This is a genomic window from Streptomyces sp. NPDC033216, assembly GCF_055577115.1.
Genome location: NZ_JBVIQK010000004.1, coordinates 199211 through 219038, shown reverse-complemented (window position 1 = coordinate 219038; position 19828 = coordinate 199211). Strand labels below are relative to the sequence as shown.

Below are 19828 nucleotides of genomic sequence, written 5' to 3'. Positions count from 1 at the left end.
ACATGGCACGGATGCCGTCGGCCGAACGGCGCCGGCAGTTGACGGAGGCGGCGATCCGCGCGATGGCCCGCGACGGTGTCGCCAGGACGACGACCCGGTCCATCGCCGCCGAGGCCGGCGTGTCCCTGAGCGTCTTCCACTACTGCTTCGACTCCAAGCAGGCCCTCGTCGAGTCCGTCATCACGGCGATCACCGACCACTACGTCACGGTCGTCCGGGAGGCCGTCCGGCCGTGCGGGACGCTGGAGGAGACCGTCCGGGCCGGCTTCCAGGCGTACTGGGACCACGTCCGGGCCCACCCCGACGAACACACGCTCACGTACGAACTGACCCAGTACGCCCTGCGCCGCCCGGGATTCGAGCATCTCGCGCGACGCCAGTACGAGCTGTACGCCGACACCTACGCCGACCTCATCGAGCAACTGCGCGCGAGCATGGACCTGCGGCTGGCCGTACCCGTCCCCGTCCTGGCCCGCTATCTGGCCGCCATGACCGACGGGCTGACCCTCAACTACCTGGTGCTCGGCGACGAAGCCGTCTGGAACGACATCCTCGACACCGTCACCGCCCACGTCGCGGGCCTGGTGCGCGCGCCGTGACGGAGCATCACCCGTGAGAGGGACGGGCGCTGCGGTGCAGATGGTCGAGGGCGTCGGCCACGACGCTCCGCCGGTACCACTCGTGCCAGGTCGCCACATCGCGGGCCAGCGCCTCCAGGGCCCGCTCCTGAGGGCCGGACAGCCATCGCCCGGCCGCCGGCCAGTGCGCGGAGACCACCCCGACACTGGCGCCCGTCGCACCGATCAGCGGCGCGCAGTACAGGGCCCTCGTCCCCTCGGCCAGCAGCACCTCCCGCATCCGCGCGCCGTCGAGGGCCGGATCGGTCGCCACGCTCTCCACCACCACGCGGCGCAGCGTCGTGTGGGCGACCGTGCACGGCGCCCGGACGAGGGACACCTCGGCGAACTCGTCGGCGAACGCCTCGCCCAGGTTGCACCGGGCCTCCAGCACCAGCGTCTCCCGGGCGGTCTCCACGCACAGCAGGTCCACGGCGCGCGCGCCGGTCACCGCCAGCGCCTCGCGGGCCGCGGCGTCCAGCACCCGGCGCCGTTCCACGGGTGACACGTCGGCGCGTGCGAGGAACGGCGCGGTGGGCACGGGAGGGAGGTCCGACCGGACGGGCGCCCGGCCCGGCGCTGGGGTGGTCACCACCGCCGAGGCGAGCACCCGGACCGGCACATTGCGGTGCTGGGAGGCGCTGCTCAGCAGGTCGAAGGCGACGGACGCCGTCGGCAGCCCGTAGCGCTCCACGAGGATTCCCTGAGCCACTCCGATCAGCGCGGAGCTGCGCAGCTTGGCCCGCAGCCCGCGCAGTTCCGCGTGCGGGTCCCCGCCCGCCGGGGGGAGCGCGGGATCGGCCGGGGCCGTCGGACCGCCCGTGTCCGGAGCGGCCCTGAGGCCCTGGAGCGCCGACTCCACCGTGGCGTGCGGCCGGATGCCGGGCAGCCCCGCCAGCCGCAGCGCCTCCCGCACATGCGGTCGCGGCTGCACGATCGGCAGCGGCCGGCCCGCCGCCGCCAGTGGCCGGGTGACCTGGTCGAGGGCGCGCACGGCGGCCGCGCTCGACAGATGGACGTCCGTCATGTCGAGGACGGCGTGCGTGCGCGTGACCTCCGCGCGCGCCAGATGCGAGGCGAGCGCATGGGAGAAGTCGTCGGCGTTGGAGGCGTCCAGGGTGCCGCGTACGTGCAGGAACGTGACCTGCCCCAGGCTCTCGCCGTCCAGCGGCGAGGCCTTCATCATCAGCGGGGCGGGCGGTTCGCCGGCCCGGCGGGGCTGATCGGACATCATGAGGAGCGGTGCCTCCCGATACGGATGGATCACCAGCCGGCCGCGCCCTGACCGAGGACGTCCACCATGCCCGCCGCCGGCGGCCGGATGCAACGACCGCCGGCGCCGTGTCAGCGCCCGCGGGCCCGCACGCGCCGTCACCGTCATCCGGCCGTCACGGGCGGGCCGAGGCGACGCTCTCCGCTCCCCGCCCCGCTGCGGTGCGGCCACGCTCCAGGAGCGTTCGCGCCGCGGTGGCGGTCTCGTGGACCTCGATGCGCAGGAGCCGGGCGTCGGGCACGTCGGCGTGCGGGTCGCCCGGCGGCCCCGGCTTCCACAGGGCGAGATGGCGCGGCGAACGCGGCGGTCCCCACAGATGCGGCGCCACCGGCCCGCAGAGCGTGACGGACGGCGTCGCGTGCGCCACGGCGAGATGCGCCAGCCCCGTGTCACCGCTGACGAGGAGCGCGGCCCCGGCGACGAGCGCCGACAGTTCGCCGAACGGCAGGCCGCCGCGCAACACGTCCCGCTCCGGCAGGCCCGCCCGGCCGGCGACGTCCAGAACCAGCGCGTCCTCCGCCGGGCCCCCGGTGACGACGACCCGGTGGCCCTCCGCGCGCAGCGCCCGCGCGAGGGCGGCGTAGCGCTCGGCGGGCCAGCGGCGGGCCGCGGACTCCGCTCCGGGATGCACGACGACGGCCCCCGGCGCGGGCGAGTCCCCGGCCGGCGGCGGCAGCCGTACGTCGGCGGGGTCGGCGGGGATGCCGTAGGCCGCCAGGAAGCGGCACCAGCGGTCGCGTTCGTGCTCGTCCGGCCGCCACTCGGGCGGTGGCGGATCGGGCTGGGCGAAGGCCAGCAGCCGGCCGGGGGAGAGGGCGGCCAGCGCGTCACGGCTCTCCGGGCCCCTGCCGTGCAGGTCGACGGCGATCTGCGGCGGCGGTCCCGTCCAGTGCGTCAGGGACGGCACGCCCCGCCGCGGCGCCTGCGCCGGCAGGACGCTGTCCACCGTCCCGGTGGACAGCGCGGCCTCGCGCAGCGCCGGCGGCACCGCCAGCACCACCTCGTGCCCGGGGAAGGCCCGGCGGACACCGCGCAGCGCGGGCACCCCGGCGAGCAGATCGCCCAGACCCAGCGCCCGCAGCACCAGAACCCGAGGTGTCACCGGTTCCCCCGTCCGTGCGCCAGCCCCACCGGCCGCGGGGACAGCGCCGCCTTCTCGGCGATGCCGGTCGTGGAGCGGCCGTCCAGATAGGGGAAGAGGACGACCTGCCCGCCCCAGCTCTCCACCAGCGGCGCCTCCGGCAGCCGCTCCAGGGCGTAGTCGCCGCCCTTGGCCCAGATGTGCGGGCGCAGTTCGGCGAGCAGCCGCTCCGGGGTGTCCTCGTCGAACACGGCGACCGCGTCCACGCACTCCAGCGCGCGCAGCACCCTGATCCGGTCCGCGACCGGCACCAGCGGTCGTCCATCGCCCTTGCGGCGGCGCACCGACGCGTCCGAGTTCACGCACACCACCAGGCAGTCCCCGGTACGGCGGGCCGCCTGGAGCAGAGCGACATGGCCGGCGTGCAGCAGGTCGAAGCAGCCGCCGGCGGCCACGACGGTGCCGCCCGCGGCCCGCACCCGGGCGGCCGTGCGCAGGGCGTCGTCCGTCGGCTCGGCGTCCACCGCCGGCGGTGCGGGCACCGGCGGCGCGGACACCGCGCGGGCGCCGCCCTCGGCGACGTACCGGGTCGCGGCGTGCACGGCTCCCCGCACCGCGGACTCGGTGAGTTCGCCGTCGGCGAGCAGTCCGGCCGCGGTCGCGGCGAACCGGTCCCCGGCACCGCAGGCGTCACCGTCGGCCGTCACCGGCGATGGCACCAGCAGCGGCGTGTCGCCGTGCGACAGCAGCGCGCCACGGCCGCCCAGGGTCACGGCCACCGAGGCGGCCCGCCAGGCGCGGACGAGAGTGTCCGCGTCGCGGGCCGCCGTCTGGAGGGCGCCCGCGCCCTCGGGCCGTTCGTCGCCGGTGAAGCCGCGCGCCTCGCTCGCCGACGGGGTGACCAGCCGTACGCCGGGCACCGGTCGCTCGCCGCGCGGATGCGGGTCCCAGACGACCGGTACCCGCGCGGCCGCCGCCGTCAGCTCCTCCCGCAGCACCTCGGCGGTGCCGCGGCCGTAGTCGGCGACGAGGATCGCGCCGGCCTCGGCGACCGCCCGGCGCGCCTCGTCGGTCGCCTCGCGGGCCCGGCCGTCGCCGTCGTCCAGCCGCAGCAGCGGTGTGCCCTCGGCGAGGACCCGCGTCTTGCTGGACAGGTCGCCGGTCAGCGGCAGCCGCACCAGGCGCACCCGGTCGCCCAGCGCCCGCACCAGACAGGCGCTGGACTCGTCGTCGCCGAGCGCGGTCACCAGGGTGACGGGCCTGCCGTCGCCCGCGGCGAGCCAGGCCGCGAGGGCCGCACCGCCCGGCCGGGTGACGCGCCGGGCCGCGCTGACCACCGGCACGGGTGCGTCCGGCGCCAGCCGCTCGGCCCGTCCGCACAGGTCGTGGTCGAGGAGCGCGTCCCCGACGACGAGCAACGGGGCCGGGGCGCTCATACCCCGTCCCCCCTCGCCGCGTCCGCCCCGCGGCCCGCGCGCGATCGCCTCCGTTCGACGGCCAGGCGCCGTGCCACGGTCCGGTCGAAGGACTCGCAGAGCATGTGCACGGCCACCAGGTGCAGTTCCTGCACCGTGGCGGACGTCGCCGCCTCCACGCAGAGGGCGGCGTCGGCCGCGCCTTCCAGGGGGTTGGGCGCCGGGCCGGTCAGCGCCCAGACCGTCATGCCGATGCGGGCCGCCTCCTTCGCCGCGACGAGCAGGTTCTCGCTGGCGCCGCTGGTGGACAGCAGCATCAGCACGTCCGCGTCCCGGCCGTGGGCGGCGACCTGCCGGGCGAAGATCTCCTGCACGCCGTAGTCGTTGGCGATCGCCGTGGTGGAGGACGTGTCGGCATGCAGGGCGAGCGCCGAGAACGGTGGGCGGTCGTCGCGGTAGCGGCCGACCAGTTCGGCGGTCAGGTGCTGGGCCTGTGCGGCGCTGCCGCCGTTGCCCGCGACCAGCAGCCGGGAACCCGACGCGAGCCGGTCGGCGAGGGTGGCGCCCCACCGCTCGACCACGGGTGCGGCGTACTCGCGAAACCCTCCGAGGGCCTTCATCAGGTCGTCGCAGTGAGCGACGTCGGCGGCGCTTTTCATCGGACGACTCCCGAGAGCGAGGGGACGGAGGAGACGGCGCCGTAGACCTGGATCACCCCGTCGGCGACGCGGTCCCAGGTGTAGCGGGCGAGGACGCGGCGTCGGCCCGCGGCACCGTACCGGGCGAGCCGGGCCGGGTCGTCGAGCAGGTCGCGGATCGTCGCGCTGAGGTCGTGGTCCTCGTCGGGAGGCACGAGGACGCCCGTGACGTCGTCGACGACCGTGTCGAGCTGGCCGCCGACGGCGGTGGCGACGACGGGTGCGCAGCAGGCCATGGCCTCGACGGGCACGATGCCGAACGGCTCGTAGCGCGGCAGCGACAGCACCAGGTCGGCGCCGGACATCAGCTGGGGCATCCGGTCCGGGCCGACTCCGCCGAGGAGGGTCACCCGGTCGCCCACTCCGCAGTCCTCGGCGAGCGTTCGCAGCCGCTCCGCCTCGGGTTCGGCACCGAGCAGGGCGGGCTCGGGTCCGCCGGCGATGAGGAGTTCGGCGTCGGGGACGCCGGCCAGGGCGCGGATCGCCCGGTCGAACCCCTTGCGGGGGACGAGCCGGCCGACCGAGAGCAGCCGGCGGGGCGCGGCCGGGGAGCGCCGGGCCCCGGCGACGGGCGCGAACCGTACCGGGTCGACGCCGCAGGGGACGACGGAGATGCGCTCGCGCGGCAGCCCCATGGCGATCAGCTCCGCCACCTCGTCCTCACAGGTGGCGATGATGCCGCCGCACTCCCGTCCGACCGCCGACTCGATCGCGACGCGCTGCGGCGGGCTGGTGTCCGCGGCGCCCTGGTGACGCTTCTTCACGGTGCCCAGCGCGTGGTAGGTCTGCACCACCGGCACCCCCAGGGCGCGGGCCCCGGCCACCGCCGCCATGCCGGACATCCAGAAGTGCGCGTGCACCACGTCGGGGGGTCCGGCCGCCCACTCCTGAGCCAGCCACGCGCCGAACTCCGGCATGTACGGCAGGAGGTGATCCTTGGGTATGGGCGCCGCAGGTCCGGCGGGCACATGAACCACGGTCACCCCGTCCGATGTGGTGACGCGCTCGGGCAGAGCGGGGTCGTCTCGGCGCGTGTACACGACGACCTCGTGGCCCCGGCGGGCCAGCTGTCCGGCGAGCTGGGCCACGTACACGTTCTGTCCGCCCGCGTCCGGGCCGCCGAGTGGAGCCAGGGGGCTGGCGTGCTCGGAGACCATGGCGACGCGTCCGGCGGTCGGGTGACTGGCGCTCATCGGGTGACCTCCTTGATCAGGCGTTCCCAGTCGTCGCGGAAACGCCGCTCTCCGTAGCGGGCCTGAACCGCGGCCCGGCCGGCCTCCCCTGTCGCGCGGGCGTACGCGGGGTCCGCGGCCAGGCGGCGGACCGCGTCCTCCAGCACGTCGAACCGGTTGGAGACCACCCCCGCCCCCTCGGGCACGGCCTCGCGGACCTCGGTGGTGTCCAGCGCCACCACGGGCATCCCCAGGAACATGGCCTCCAGCAGGGACAGCCCGAGTGACGTCCAGCGGACCGGGTGCAGGTAGAGGCGGCAGCGGGCCATCGCCGGGTGCAGTTCGCCCTGCGGCAGGTCCCGGCCGCGGCAGCGGTCGGGCGGCAGCCCGAGGTGCTCGGCGAGTCCCTCGGTGCGCATGCCGAAGACGTCCAGCGGCGCCCATCGGGCGAACCGGGGCAGCAGATCCGTTCCGGTGGTACGGCCCCGCCGCACGGGCTCGTTGACCACGACCGCGGCGCGTTCCTCCTCGCCGGTCCACAGTGCGCCCGGGTCGATGATGCCGTGCTCGACCACCGTCGTCGGCGCCCGACCGTTGTCCCACATCAGACGGTTGAAGTGGGTGACGTGCACGACCGGTATGTCGGTCCGGTCGGCGAGGGGGTGGCGGGTGCCGACGGCCGACTCGTGCGGACTGTTGTGCTCGACGTACACGGCCGGGACGTCGATTCCGGGGCGGCGGCCCGTCCACGCGTGGGCCAGTTCCAGCTCGTGCGGGCGTTGCAGCACCATCAGGTCGATGCCGGCGTCGTGCAGCGCGTCGGGCCGCACCTCACGGACCGTGGGAGGCCAGTCCCACGTCAGGGCCCGGCCCAGGCCGTCCGGCCCGCGGTCCGGGGTGACCGGGACGAGGAAGGTGTACGGGCCCTGGACGAACGACGTCAGCCACGATCCGTGCACATGCCAGACAAGAATGTTCATGCGTGCTCCTTGAGCAGTTTCCGCACCGCCTGCACCACGTCCTGGCCGGTGACCTCGTCCAGACAGGGATGGCCCGCGACGGGACAGTGCCGGGCCCTGCTGTCCGCGCACGGCGCCTTCTGGTCCCCGAGCAGCACACACGGCACCCCGTACGGCCCCCACCGCTCCGCCGGTACGACGGGCGCGAACAGGGAAACGACCGGGGTGCCGACCGCCGCCGCCAGGTGCGCCGGGCCGGTGTTGCCGCAGACCACGACCTCGGCGGTGCGCAGCACGCCCGCCAGGGTGCGCGGCTCGGTCCGCCCGCCGAGGTCCACCGCCGTCCCCCCGCTGACCCGCCGGGTGAGGTCCGTCTCGTCGGGCCCGCCGGTGACGATCACCCGGTGACCCGCGTCGGTGAGCAGCGCCACCGCCTCGGCGCAGCGTCCCGGACTCCAGGCGCGGGCGGGCGCGCTGGCACCGGGGTGGACGACGACGTACGGGCCGTTGCCGGTCAGCGCGACCGTGTCCGGCGGCGGCAGGACGCGCAGCCGCCCGTCGTCGCCGGGGGGCGCGGGGAAACCCAGCGCGGCGGCGGTGTCGAGCGCCGCCTCGGCCTCGTGCCGGCCGGGCAGCCGGCGGTGCCGTACGTCGAGGAGGCTGCCGGGATGGTCGACGCTGTCGGCGCCGATCCGGCCGATCCCGGCCAGCCGCAGCACCAGGGCGGTGGGCAGGGGACTCTGGTGGAACGAGGTCAGGACGAGGGCGACGTCGAACGCGGCCTCGCGCAGCCGCCGTACCAGCCCGTAGAGGTCCGCAGCCCGCACCGGGGGCGGGTCCACGCCCTCCCACGGCGCCGACCAGACAAGAACCTCATCGACACCGGGCAGCAGCCGGGCGGCCGGTTCGCCGCGCGGCCCGCACAGCATCGTCACGTGCGCGCTGCGGGCGGCGACCGCGCGGACGGCGGGCCCGGCGAGCAGCACGTCGCCGAAGCTGTCGAGCCGTACGACCAGTGCCCTCACAGCCGTCCTCCCGGTGGCCGCGCCAGCAGCCGGTTGACCGCCGTGAGCAGGTCGGGGGCGGTGGTGGGCGCCGACTCGACCTCCTCGGGCAGGGTCACCGCCGTCGGGATCAGCACGCCCCGGGCGCCCGCCGCGCGGGCGGCCAGCACGTCGGCCCCGATGTCGCCGATCACCACACAGTCCTCGGGCGCCACGTCCAGCCGGCGGGCCGCCTCGATCACCAGGCCGGGACGGGGCTTGCGGCAGGGGCAGCCGTCGTCGGGCGCGTGCGGGCAGTACACCCACGTGCCCAGACCGCCGAGCAGGGTGTCCACCCGGTCGTTGACCCGGCGCACGTCGGCGTGTGTGAGCAGGCCGCGGCCGATGCCGGACTGATTGCTGATCACACCGGTCGCGATGCCCCCGGCCCGCAGCAGGTCCAGTGCCCGCCTCGCGCCGGGCAGCAGGCGTACCCGGTCGGGGTCGCCGTTGTAGGGGACGTCCTCGACGAGGGTGCCGTCGCGGTCGAAGAGGACAGCGGCGACCCGCACGCGGTCCGCGGTCCGGCGGCTCACGGCCGGCCTCCCATCGGCAGCGCCCGGCGATGACGTACCAGGCCGTCCAGCCAGTGGCGCACCGCGAGCGGTGGGATGAGCACGCTGGTCACCGCCATCGTGGCGACCTCGTCCGCGGTCCGCGGGCCGGGCCCGATCCGGGCCGCGGCGAACTCGGCGGTGCCCAGCAGCCACAGGGCACCGGCGGCCGCGGCGGCACGGCGCCGACCGCCCAGTGCGCACACAGACGCGGTGAGCGCGGCGGACGTCACCAGGACGTGCCGGGGGAGCCGTCCGCGGGGCGCCTCGGCGCGGGTCCACCAGTCGCGGCCGTGCAGCCGGTTCATCAGGACGTCGTCGGCGTTGCCCCGCTGGGCCCGCACCGACCCCCAGCGGTCGGCCGGCCGTACCGGGTGCCGGGTCGTCCGCAGGCCGCGCCGCAGCGTCCAGCCGGCCTCCAGCACGCGCAGCGCCAGGTCGGCGTCCTCCCGGAACGCCCGGCGGAACCGCTCGTCGAAGCCGCCCACGCCGGCCAGCGCGGCTGTCCGGTAGGCCATGTCGGCGGTCGCCCAGGCCGCCTGCTCCAGCCCGGCGGTGCCGCGTTCCCAGTCGGTGGGCCTGCGGTCCTCGGGGAGCGGGACGGTCAGCCGTCCCTGGACGCCGCCCGTGTCCGGGCCGGCCGCGTCGAGATCGTCCGCGAGGAGCCGGGACCACTTCGGCAGCACCTGCACGTCGTCGTCGAGGAACACCGTCCAGGGCGTGCCGACCGTGCGCCAGCCGGCGTTGCGGGCGGCGGCGGGTCCGCGCCCGCCGCTGCGCAGGGTGCGCACCCGCCCGCGCAGCACGCCGGCCGCCTCCAGCGGCAGCTCCCCGGCGGGCCCGGGCCGGTCGTCGACCATGACGACCTCCTCGGGCGGGTGGTCCCCGGCCGCTGCGGCGAGGGCGCGCAGACAGGCGGCGAGGCAGGGCCGCCCGATCGTGGGGATCACCACGGAGTAGGCGGGCACGCCCGTCATGCGAACACCTTCTTCCGCCGGACCGCGAAGGGGCCGAGGGCGAGCAGGTCCACAGGCGCGGACCCGAAGCACTCCAGGGCGTCGCGAGGGTCGTCGACCATCGGCCGTCCCGCCGTGTTCAGGCTGGTGTTGACCACGACGGGCAGCCCGGTCCGCCGCTCGAAGCCATCGATCATCCGCGCCACCAGCGGTTCCGCCGTCCGGTCCACGGTCTGGATGCGGGCCGTGCCGTCCACGTGGACGACGGCCGGGATCCGGTCCCGCCATGCGGCGGCGACCTCGTGCACGAACAGCATGTACGGGCTGGGCAGCGGCCCGTCGAACAGGTCCGGCGCGCGCTCGGCCAGCACCATCGGGGCGACCGGACGGAACTCCTCCCGCCCCTTGACCGCGTTGAGCCGCTCCAGGTTCTCCGCCCGCCCCGGATGGGCCAGCAGCGAGCGATGGCCGAGCGCCCGCGGCCCGTACTCGCTGCGGCCCTGGAACCAGGCCACGACACCGTCCCGCGCCAGTTCCTCGGCGACGGTCTCGGCGATGTCGGCGGGCTCCTCGTACGGTACGGCCGCCCGCTCCAGCCAGTCGCGCAGCTCGGCGTCGCTCCAGCCGCGGCCCAGGGCGGCCGTCGGCATGGCCTCCACGGTCTCCTTCTGGTGGGCGACGTGCAGCGCGGCACCGAGCGCCGTTCCGGCGTCACCGGCCGCGGGCTGCACCCAGACCCGCTCGAACGGTCCCTCCCGGTGCAGCCGGGTGTTGGCCACGCAGTTCAGCGCCACCCCGCCCGCCAGTGTCAGCACGTCCTCACCGGTGCGCCGGTGCAGCCACCGGACCAGTGCGAGCAGCACCTCCTCCAGGCAGGCCTGCGCGCTCGCCGCGACGTCTGCGTGGTCCTGTGTCCAGGCAGCGCCCGCGGCACGCGGCGCGACCAGCGACGCCCACGGCACGGGGCGGGCCCGGAAACCGCCCTCGTCGTCCGCGCGGACGTACTCGCGCAACCGGTCGAGGAAGCGCGGGGTGCCGTACGAGGCCAGCGCCATCACCTTGAACTCGTCGCTGCTGCGCAGGAATCCGAGGTGCTGGGTGAGGTCCTCGTAGAACAGGCCCACCGAGTCGGGCAGCGACTGCAAGCCCAGCACGGTGAGTTCACGGTTGGCGTAGCGGCCCGCGAGGTGGGAGCCGCACTCGCCGCGGCCGTCGAGCACGAGGACGGCGCAGTCGGGGTACGGGGACGCCTGCCCGGCCGAGGCGGCGTGGGCGACGTGGTGGGGCACGAAGCGGACCTTGGCCGGGTCGAGGCCGGGCAGCGCCTCCGCCAGGAACTCGGGAGCGCGGCGCGCGTACTCCTGCCGCAGGTGGTCCCACGGGTCGTTCAGGCCGAGTTGGTCCGCGGGGCGTGCGAGGTCGGGATCGTAGGAATAGGCGACCGCGTCCAGCTCGGCCGGGTCGAGCCCGGCCTGCTCCAGGCACCAGCGGGCGGACAGTTCGGGAAGTTCCCAGGCGGAGAAGGGAAGGGGGCGCTTGCCGTGCTTGCGCCGGCTGAAGCGCTCCTCCTCCGTCGCCGCCACGATCCGGCCGTCCATGACGAGCGCGGCGGCGGGATCGTGGAAGAGGGCGTTGATTCCCAGTACGCGCATGCGATGCCTCCGTGGCGGGGGTGGGGGACGAGTCTCAGAGCTGCGGCTCCCGCGTCGGCTGGGTCGCGGCGAAGTAGGCGATCGTGTGCTTGATGCCCTCCTCCCAGGGCATCCTCGGGGCCCAGCCCAGCAGCTCCCGGGCCAGCGTCGTGTCCGGGCGACGCCGCTGGGGATCGTCGACGGGACGGTCGACGAACTCGATCCGCGAGCCCGATCCCGTCAGCTCCACCACCCGGCGCGCGATGTCCCGCACCGCGACCTCGTCGGTTCCGCCGATGTTGACCGGTCGCACCGAGTGGCTCGCGGCCACCAGCAGGACCCCGTCGACCGTGTCGTCGACGTAGCACAGCGACCGCGTCTGAGCGCCGTCGCCCGCCACCGTCAGCGGCTCACCGGCCAGCGCCTGACACACGAAGGTGGGGACCGCACGCCCGTCGTGGGCCCGCATCCGCGGCCCGTAGGTGTTGAACAGCCGGACGATGCCGGCGTCGGTGTTCCGGGCCCGGACATGGGCCGTGACCAGCGCCTCCGAGAAGCGCTTGGCCTCGTCGTACACGCTCCGCGGCCCGACGGGATTGACGTTGCCCCAGTAGTCCTCGCGCTGCGGGTGCTCCAGGGGATCGCCGTACACCTCGGACGTCGAGGCGAGCAGGAACCTGGCCCGGTCACGTTCCGTGACGGCCAGCATGTTGCGGGTGCCCAGACTGCCCACGTCGAGAGTCTCCAGCGGCAGCCGCAGATAGTCGGCCGGTGAGGCCGGACACGCGAAGTGCAGGACCAGGTCGTACGGCCCTTCCAGGCGCTCCGGACAGTCCGGCGCGGACACGTCGCACTCGACGAACCGGAAGCCGGGGTGCCCCTCGAGATGGACGATGTTCGCCCGTGAACCGGACACCAGGTTGTCCGCGCAGTCGACTTCGGTACCTGAAGCCAACAGCCGCTCGCAGAGGTGACTGCCGAGGAAGCCGGCGCCGCCGGTCACCACGGCACGGCGCCAGGGCGGGCTGGGGGTCGCATCATTCATGGGACGTCCTTCAGTCGCGTCCGGAAGCGCCAGACCGAGGTCGGCGCACTGATCCGGTGCGGCACGGGAGTGTGGGGAGGGGTGAAGGAGCAGGACGCGCGGAGCGCCGCGCAGCGGTGCCGCCCTGGTCGGCCGCCGTTTTCCCGACGGCACTGGCTCGGAGTTCTCGTGCCAGTAGCTTTCAGACGTTGATCCCTATTGTGCGGAGGGACCGACTGTCCCGCGACTGCGGCGCGGCGGCACCAGCCGCATCGCCTGTCCCGGCGGCACCACCCACCTTGCCTCGGGCGACGTCACGCCTGCCCCCGGCGTCACCCGATCGGACCCGTGTCGGCCCAGAGGCGCGGGGCACTCGGGCCGAGGCGGGTCCCCGTCCAGGGGCCGCTGTGCCGAGGCTGGAGGCGAAGGACATGGGTCATGGTGGGAACGTCATCGACGAGCTGATGACCGATCATCGTGAGGTCGAGGAGCTGTTCGGCAGGATCGAGGCGCTGCCGTCCGGCAACAAGGACCGCAAGATGTACGCCGACCAGGTCACGATGGAGCTGGTCAGGCACTCGGTGGCCGAGGAGGCCTACCTCTACCCGGCGGTGCGCGAGCACGTGACGGGTGGGGACACGCTGGCCGACAAGGAACTGCGGGACCACGCCGAGGCCGAACAGATCATGAAGGACCTGGAGGGCTGCGAGGCGGACGACCCGGAGTTCGACCGGCTCGTCGGCATGCTGATGCGTGAGATCCGGGAGCACGTCGCCGACGAAGAAGGCAACCTCTTCCCGCGGCTGCGCGCGGCCTGTCCCTCGGACGCCCTCGACGACCTGGGCGACAAGGTCCGCATGGCGAAGAAGACCGCCCCGACGCGTCCCCATCCGTCGGCCCCGGACAAGCCGCCCGCCAACAAGATCCTGGCACCGGGAGCAGGCCTGGTCGACCGGGTGCGTGACGCGCTGAGCGGGCGGGGCAAGAAGGGCTGACGCCCCGGACGCCCGAGCACGCGGTGCCGGGTCCGTCGCCGACGGCGACGGACCCGGCGGCATGTTCACCGACGCCTGTGAGCAACCACACTTGGCGCGTCAAGTATCGGACAGGCAGGCCTGTTTGGCCTCCCGAAGGCACCACGGCGCGGCGGTCCCGCGTCGACGCGCCCGTCCCGTCTGCCACGATGGTCCGCGCCGTAACCGATCAGGTGGAGTGGCCGCGCAGCGCAGCCGGTGTTCCCCGGTTCCGCCGCTCCGTGACCTCCCCCTCGCACCATCGGGTACCGCACTGTGTCCTCCCCGTCCGTCTCCGCGCCCACCCCTGTCCCCGGCGCCCCCTGCCGGAGCGCCTCACGTTCGCCGTGGCGGTCCCTGAGGCACCGCGGCATGCGCTGGTGGTCCGTCGCGAACTTCGTTTCCAACGCCGGCACCTGGATGCAGCTCACCGTCCAGAACCTGCTCGTCCTTCAGATCACCGGGTCCGCCGCCGCCACCGGTCTGTCCATGTCCGTGCAGGCCGCCCCCGCGCTGTTCATGAGCCTCCTGGGCGGCGCCGCCGTCGACCGCTGGCCGCGCAGGGTGACGGCCGCCGTCAGCCAGGCACTGCTGGGTACGGTCGCCTTCACCACGGCCGTACTCGTCGCCCTGGACATGCTCGACATGACCTCCCTGATGGTGCTGGCCGCCGTGACCGGCACCGTCGCCACCGTCGACGGCCCTGCCTGTGCCCTGCTCGGCAACGACCTCGTGCCGGAGGAGGACGTGCCCTCCGCGATCGGCGTGGGCGCGCTGGTCCACAACGCCGGCCGGCTCGCGGGTGCGGCGCTGGCCGGTGTCACGGTGGGCTTCCTCGGCACTGCCGCCGCCTACGCGGCCAACGGGCTGTCCTTCCTCTTCGTCACCGCGGTCGTCCCGTTCCTGCGCCCGGCGGCCGGCGCCGCCGCACGCGCCGCCGGTCCCCGCGGCGGGAGAAGCGACGACATGACCATCCGCGAAGGACTGGCCTTCTTCGCCCGCCGACCCCGCCTGGTCGCCCTCGCCGCAATCACCGGCCTCAGCGCCGTCTTCGGCCGGAACTACGGACTCACCCTCGCGGTGCTCGTCACCGGCCCGCTGGCCGGAGGGCCGGGCGCCTTCGGCACGGTCTCGACCGTCCTCGCCGTCGGCGGCATCCTGGGGGCCGTGCTGGGCGCCCGGCTGCGCCGGCCCTCGGTCCGCGTCGTGGGCACCCTCGCGGCGGCGGGCGCGCTGCTCCAGGTGGTGGCCGGGCTGTCACCCTCGCTGGCCGTCCTGCTGGTGCTCGTGCTCCCCATGGCCGTCGTCGAGTCCGTCTCCGACACGGCCGGAACCGCGGTTCTCCAGACCGACCCGCCCTCTCACCTGCGGGGACGCGTACTGGGCGTGTGGAGCAGCATCGGCACCGTGTGGAGCCTCGGCGGACCGCCGGCCCTGGGCCTGCTGATGGAACTCGCGGGCCCCCGCGGCGCCCTGGTGACCGGCGGCATCATCGTCGCGGCCGGCATCACGGCCGGCCACGCCCTGCGCACCCGCCGCACCCGCCGCACGCCACGACCGGTGCGGCTCCCGACGAGGCCGGGGGAGGAGATCCCGGGCCGCGAGGCACTGGGGACGGCTGCCTGAGGGGACGCCCCAGGGCGGACCGTGCCGGGGCGTCGGCCGGGGCGCCGACCGCTCTCAGGCGATCAGCGCCCGCCCAGGTCCCAGCAGCTCCATCAGTTGCGTGCCGTGCAGGTCGGTCAGGGGGGCGAGGAGATCGGGGTGGCGCAGGAGGGCCGCCGCCTCGCGGTCGTGGGCGTCCGGAGCGAGCAGGCGGCGGAACTCCAGCGGTACGCCCGTCGTGTGATCCCCGCCGTCCAGGCCGACGACCGCCAGCGAGGCCAGCTCCGGGTCGGCGAGCAGGCAGGCCGCCCAGCTCGCCACCACCTCGTCCACCCAGCTGCGCCAGGCATCCGTACCGCCGTCGGCCCCCGTACTGTCCGGGCCCGTACCGCCCGCCTCCGTGCCGCTGATCCAGTCCAGCCTCGCCGAGCCGCCCGGCCCCGCCATGCCGACCAGCGCGGCGTCCATCACCGTCGGATAGCGCAGCCATGCCGCGACGGTCACCGCCTGGCGGGCCTGCACCTCGCACAGGGCGGACGCGAGCGCGCCGCCGCAGGCCGGGTAGGCCCGCGTCAGCCACTGGGCGGTCGCCGCTATGAGAGGGGAGAGGTCTGCGCGCACTGATGGCCGTCCGAGCTGCGTACGAGGGAAGGGACCGGGGAAACCGTAGCCCGCGTCCCCCTCGCCAGGACATGGCCGGGCCCCCCGGGACGGCGTGGCTTCTGCCACAGTGAGCACTCGACCTCGTGGTCAGTGGCGCAGCAGGTAGCGGGTGAGCAGGGAACGGGCCCGGTCCGGGCTGACGCCCAGCGCCGTGCCGACGGACTCCCAGGACAGGTCGTCGTCGCGCACCGCCTGAGCCGCCTCCTGCCCGATGTCGGGAAGCAGCCGTTCCAGCGTGGTCACGGCCTTGAGGGCCGCCACCGGGGCCCGCTCGCTCAGCGAGGTCAGCTGTTCCTCCAGTTGGTGGATCAGGTACGTGAGCTGCTCGGGAAGCGGCACGGTCCGGCGTTCGACGGCACGGATGTGCACCCGCCAGTCGCTGCGCGCGCCGGACACGTCCAGGTCGTACAGTCGGCCGTCCGGCACCCACACCCCGACGATCGGGTGGGTCTCGCCCCGCCACCCGCACGCGCAGGCCGCGCGGAAGCCGGCCGCTCTCGGGCGGCGCAGCCTCCCGTCGTAGGCCCACCACTCGCTGGTCTCCACCACGCCGTCGGCGCTGCTGCCGAAGTCCAGATACACCGGTTTGGGTTCGCTGCCGTCGGCCAGGACCGCGCCCGCGATGCCCTCGTGGGACTCCCCGAACTCCTCAGTCGTCCAACTCACGCATCTCCCCCTTGTGCGTCGCCCGCCCCGAGCGGGCGGCAACCGCACGGCGACGGCCGCCCCGCAGACGAACATGCCCAGGGCAAGCCACCGGTGAACCGCTCGCCCGGGGCGTTCACCAGCTGGTCAGCAACCCGGGACGTCCACCTCGCCCGGTGAATTGTGTCGCCCGGGCAGACGGTGGCCGTCGCGGCTGAGGGGAAAGGCGTTGCCCGGACGCGAACCGCCGCGCTACCTTCGGCCCACTTCGAACAGAACGACGCTCTCTCGAATCACGCCGCAGAACGGGAGCGAGCCCGCGCGTCGCCGCGCGGAGCCACGGAGGGGCGGCACCGGTATTCGGCCTGCCCTCCTGAGGAGCGTTCCCATGAAGTTCGGCCTCGGCCTGCCCATCGACGACCCCGCCCGGCTCACGCACTGGGCGCGGCGCGCCGACGCGGGCCCGTTCAGCACCATCGGCCTGCTCGACCGGCTCGCCTACGACAACCCCGAGCCCCTCGTGACCCTCGCCCTGCTCGCCGGCGCCACGTCCCGCGTCCGCGTCCAGACCGAGGTGCTGCTCGCGCCTCTGCACGGCACGGCCCTGCTCGCCAAGCAGACGGCGACCCTCGACCGTCTGTCGGGCGGCCGCTTCACGCTCGGCATCGGCGTCGGCGGCCGTGAGGACGACTGCCGGGCCGCCGGCGTCGACCTCCACCGCCGGGGCCGCCGCCTCGACGAACAGATGACCCTGCTGCGCCGCACCTGGTCCGGCGAGCCGTACGGCGACGGCGTCGGCCCCATCGGTCCGCTGCCCGCCCGCCCCGGCGGGCCGGAGGTGCTGTTCGGCGGCTTCGCCCCGGCCGCGCTCGACCGCGTCGGCAGGTTCGGTGACGGCTTCCTCGGTGCCGCGCTGCCGCCGCACCACATGACCGGCATGTTCCGGGCCGTCGAAGCCGCGTGGAAGAAGTGGGACCGCTCCGGCAGCCCCCGCCTGCTCGCCCAGGTGAACATCGCCCTCGGCCCGGACGACACGGTGGACCGGGCCCGCCGTCAGATGCGCGATTACTACGCCTTCACCGGACGCGCCGACTACATGGTCGACGGCATGCTCACCACCGTCCACGCCGTCCGGGAGACGGCGGCCGCCTTCGCCGACATCGGCACCGACGAGCTGATGTTCTACTGCTGGACCTCGGACCCGGACCAGATCGACCGCATCGCGGACGCGATGAACTGACAGCGCGAACGGCCGCTCTCCCGGACCGCTCCGGGAGAGCGGCCGGCGCTCGCCGGCTCCCGGCTCGGACCGGCTCCGGGCTCGCGACAACGCGCCCGCCGGCTTCGGGGTTGCCGGCAACGGGCTCGGGTCGGCCAGGGCCCTCCGCCGTCATGCCCGCTCGCTCCGCGCTCTCCGCCGTCATGCCCGCTCGCTCCCGCGCCCGTCGGCTCCGGGCGCTCCGCCTCGGCGCCGGCCGGCCCCGCCAGCCATCGAGAGGATCGGGCCGCCCAGCCGCATCTGGGGGCACGAGGGGCCGTGCGCGCCAGGGCACCGACGCCCAGGTGCCCTGGCGGGACACGTGACCTCCGCGGCCCGCCGGGGCATCGCGGTCCCCGCGTTCTCCGCGGCCCAGACGCCCTACGACACCCCGCGCGCCGGCCGCACCGCCCGCCGCCCTGCTCCAGGGCCGGCGCGGCTGCTCCGGCGCGCACAGCTGCCGCCGCACCGACCGCCCCGGCGTCTTCCCCACCCACTGGGCCGGGCCGCCCGTCGTCGGCCTCGGCCTGAAAGCTCGGGGCGCACCGCCGCGTCCGGCCCGGCGGGACCGGGCCGGACCGCGGCTCAGGCGCGCGGTGCCGGGAACGTCGGGTACTCGACGCCCGACACGTGCTGGACGACGCGGACGACCTGGCAGGAGTAGCCGAACTCGTTGTCGTACCAGAGGTAGAGGATCGCGTTGTCGCCCTCCACCTTCAGGGCACCGGCGTCGACGATCGAGGCGTGGCGTGAGCCGATGAAGTCGCTGGAGACCGCGTCGGGGGCGCTGATGAAGTCGATCTGACGCTTCAGCGGCGAGGTGAGCGACACGTCGCGCAGGTAGTCGAGGACCTCCTCGCGGTCGGCCTCACGGGCCAACTGGAGGTTGAGGATCGCGATCGACACGTCCGGTACCGGCACCCGGATCGAGCTGCCGGTGATCCGCGCCTCGAGGTCGGGCAGTGCCTTGGCGACGGCGGAGGCGGCGCCCGTCTCGGTGATCACCATGTTGAGCGGCGCGGAACGGCCCCGGCGGTCGGACTTGTGGTAGTTGTCCAGCAGGTTCTGGTCGTTGGTGAACGAGTGGACCGTCTCCACATGGCCACGCAGCACGCCGTACTCGTCGGCCATCGCCTTCAGCGGCGGGACGATCGCGTTGGTGGTGCAGGACGCGCAGGACAGGATCCGCTCGTCCGGCTTGATCGTGTCGTGGTTGACGCCGTGCACGATGTTGGGGACGTCTCCCTTGCCGGGCGCGGTCAGCACGACCTTGTCGATGCCCGGACGCAGGTGTTTCGAGAGCCCTTCGCGGTCGCGCCACTTGCCGGTGTTGTCGATGAGGATCGCGTCGGTGATGCCGTACGCCGTGTAGTCGACCTCGCTCGGGTCGTCGGCGTAGATCACCTTGATCTCGTTGCCGTTGGCGACGATCGTGCTGTTGGCCTCGTCGACGGTGATCGTGCCCTGGAACTGACCGTGGACGGAGTCGCGGCGCAGCAGTGACGCCCGCTTGACGAGGTCCTGCTCGCCGCCCCCGCGCACGACGACGGCGCGCAGCCGCAGGCCGTTGCCGGACCCGGACTTCTCGATGAGCAGGCGGGCGACGAGACGGCCGATGCGGCCGAAGCCGTACAGCACGACGTCGCGCGGCTCGCTGCGTTCGATCTTGTGGGCGCCGGTGGCGCCGGCGACGGCCTCGGCGGTGAACTCGGGCACCGACAGGCCGTGGTCGTCCGACCGGTAGTGCTCCGCGAGCAGGCCGATGTCGATCTGGGACGGGCCGAGGTCGAGCGCGGTGAGGGCCTGGAGGAACGGCAGGGTCTCGGTGACCGAGAGTTCCTCACCGGCTATCTGCCGGGCGAAGCGGTGGGTCTTGAGGATGCTCACCACCGACTTGTTCACCAGGGAGCGGCTGTGCAGCAGGACGGTGACGTCCCGCTCCCGGTGGAGCTTCCCGATCATCGGGATCATCGACTCCGCGATCTCCTCGCGGTTCTTCCAGTTGGTGAACGAGTCGTCGTTGACAGTCACAGGATTCTCTTTCGAGCTAGGTGGCGCTCATATGCTAACCACCTCCTGTGTCGATCATTCAAGCGGCCCCCGGCTCAGGTGAGTGCGACGCTCCCGAGCCGGCCGGCGCCCCGCCTTCCCGCGCCCGGTCCGGCGAGGTCGCCGTGACCGGCCGGGCGGTCGCCACCGTCGGCGCCGGGCCTGTGCGGCC

18 protein-coding genes are annotated in these 19828 nt (G+C 74.5%); 4 read left to right on the top strand and 14 right to left on the bottom strand.

Translation table 11 applies throughout. The annotated features are described in order from the left end of the window. Nucleotides 1-2: 2 nt before the first annotated feature. Nucleotides 3-599, top strand: a complete 597-nt coding sequence (locus ACZ5Y0_RS10440) for a TetR/AcrR family transcriptional regulator (RefSeq protein WP_469128226.1) — start codon at nt 3-5, stop codon at nt 597-599. 7 nt (nt 600-606) lie between these two features. On the opposite strand, the gene ACZ5Y0_RS10435 is transcribed toward ACZ5Y0_RS10440, so the two are convergent. The 11 genes from ACZ5Y0_RS10435 to ACZ5Y0_RS10385 form a co-directional block, all read right to left on the bottom strand. Continuing rightward, a complete protein-coding gene (locus ACZ5Y0_RS10435; protein WP_469128225.1) occupies nt 607-1851 on the bottom strand; it encodes an ANTAR domain-containing protein in 1245 nt (414 codons plus the stop codon). Between the two features lie 154 nt (nt 1852-2005). After that, entirely contained in the window at nt 2006-2992 is a 987-nt protein-coding gene (locus tag ACZ5Y0_RS10430) for a glycosyltransferase family 9 protein (RefSeq protein WP_469128224.1), read from the bottom strand. After that, nucleotides 2989-4407, bottom strand: a complete 1419-nt coding sequence (rfaE2, locus tag ACZ5Y0_RS10425) for a D-glycero-beta-D-manno-heptose 1-phosphate adenylyltransferase (RefSeq protein WP_469128223.1) — start codon at nt 4405-4407, stop codon at nt 2989-2991. Before rfaE2 ends, ACZ5Y0_RS10430 begins: the two co-directional genes overlap by 4 nt. Continuing rightward, entirely contained in the window at nt 4404-5045 is a 642-nt protein-coding gene (locus ACZ5Y0_RS10420) for a D-sedoheptulose-7-phosphate isomerase (protein ID WP_469128222.1), read from the bottom strand. Before ACZ5Y0_RS10420 ends, rfaE2 begins: the two co-directional genes overlap by 4 nt. Beyond that, entirely contained in the window at nt 5042-6277 is a 1236-nt protein-coding gene (locus tag ACZ5Y0_RS10415; protein ID WP_469128221.1) for a glycosyltransferase, read from the bottom strand. The genes ACZ5Y0_RS10420 and ACZ5Y0_RS10415 overlap by 4 nt, the downstream gene beginning before the upstream one ends. After that, nucleotides 6274-7236 (bottom strand): glycosyltransferase, encoded by a 963-nt coding sequence (locus ACZ5Y0_RS10410; RefSeq protein ID WP_469128220.1) that lies wholly within the window; start codon nt 7234-7236, stop codon nt 6274-6276. Before ACZ5Y0_RS10410 ends, ACZ5Y0_RS10415 begins: the two co-directional genes overlap by 4 nt. Then, nucleotides 7233-8240 carry a glycosyltransferase family 9 protein gene (locus ACZ5Y0_RS10405; protein WP_469128219.1) on the bottom strand — a complete coding sequence of 336 codons (1008 nt, stop codon included), beginning with the start codon at nt 8238-8240 and terminating at the stop codon, nt 7233-7235. Before ACZ5Y0_RS10405 ends, ACZ5Y0_RS10410 begins: the two co-directional genes overlap by 4 nt. Beyond that, entirely contained in the window at nt 8237-8794 is a 558-nt protein-coding gene (locus tag ACZ5Y0_RS10400) for a D-glycero-alpha-D-manno-heptose-1,7-bisphosphate 7-phosphatase (protein ID WP_469128218.1), read from the bottom strand. The genes ACZ5Y0_RS10405 and ACZ5Y0_RS10400 overlap by 4 nt, the downstream gene beginning before the upstream one ends. Continuing rightward, nucleotides 8791-9789, bottom strand: a complete 999-nt coding sequence (locus ACZ5Y0_RS10395; RefSeq protein WP_469128217.1) for a glycosyltransferase — start codon at nt 9787-9789, stop codon at nt 8791-8793. The genes ACZ5Y0_RS10400 and ACZ5Y0_RS10395 overlap by 4 nt, the downstream gene beginning before the upstream one ends. Beyond that, entirely contained in the window at nt 9786-11420 is a 1635-nt protein-coding gene (locus tag ACZ5Y0_RS10390) for a carbamoyltransferase family protein (protein ID WP_469128216.1), read from the bottom strand. The genes ACZ5Y0_RS10395 and ACZ5Y0_RS10390 overlap by 4 nt, the downstream gene beginning before the upstream one ends. 34 nt (nt 11421-11454) lie before the next feature. Beyond that, on the bottom strand, nt 11455-12444 hold the full coding sequence (locus ACZ5Y0_RS10385) for an NAD-dependent epimerase/dehydratase family protein (RefSeq protein ID WP_469128215.1): 990 nt from the start codon (nt 12442-12444) through the stop codon (nt 11455-11457). A 410-nt stretch (nt 12445-12854) separates the two neighbouring features. Between ACZ5Y0_RS10385 and ACZ5Y0_RS10380 the strand changes: the two genes are divergently transcribed. Both ACZ5Y0_RS10380 and ACZ5Y0_RS10375 read left to right on the top strand, forming a co-directional pair. Beyond that, the gene (locus ACZ5Y0_RS10380) at nt 12855-13418 is read left to right on the top strand and encodes a hemerythrin domain-containing protein (RefSeq protein WP_469128214.1); all 564 of its coding nucleotides are present in this window, start codon (nt 12855-12857) and stop codon (nt 13416-13418) included. 390 nt (nt 13419-13808) lie between these two features. Next, nucleotides 13809-15062, top strand: a complete 1254-nt coding sequence (locus tag ACZ5Y0_RS10375) for an MFS transporter (RefSeq protein ID WP_469128213.1) — start codon at nt 13809-13811, stop codon at nt 15060-15062. Nucleotides 15063-15116: 54 nt separating this feature from the next. Here the strand turns inward: ACZ5Y0_RS10375 and ACZ5Y0_RS10370 are convergent, their stop codons facing one another. Next, entirely contained in the window at nt 15117-15662 is a 546-nt protein-coding gene (locus tag ACZ5Y0_RS10370) for a hypothetical protein (protein ID WP_469128212.1), read from the bottom strand. 129 nt (nt 15663-15791) lie between these two features. Continuing rightward, nucleotides 15792-16370, bottom strand: coding sequence for a hypothetical protein (locus ACZ5Y0_RS10365; protein ID WP_469128211.1), 579 nt, complete (start codon nt 16368-16370; stop codon nt 15792-15794). Nucleotides 16371-16737: 367 nt separating this feature from the next. Here ACZ5Y0_RS10365 and ACZ5Y0_RS10360 point away from each other — a divergent pair, with 367 nt between their 5' ends. After that, nucleotides 16738-17589 carry an LLM class flavin-dependent oxidoreductase gene (locus tag ACZ5Y0_RS10360; protein WP_469128210.1) on the top strand — a complete coding sequence of 284 codons (852 nt, stop codon included), beginning with the start codon at nt 16738-16740 and terminating at the stop codon, nt 17587-17589. Between the two features lie 603 nt (nt 17590-18192). Here ACZ5Y0_RS10360 and ACZ5Y0_RS10355 read toward each other — a convergent pair. Then, complete coding sequence (locus ACZ5Y0_RS10355) at nt 18193-19638, bottom strand: glyceraldehyde-3-phosphate dehydrogenase (RefSeq protein ID WP_469128209.1); 1446 nt, start codon at nt 19636-19638, stop codon at nt 18193-18195. Nucleotides 19639-19828 lie beyond the last annotated feature (190 nt).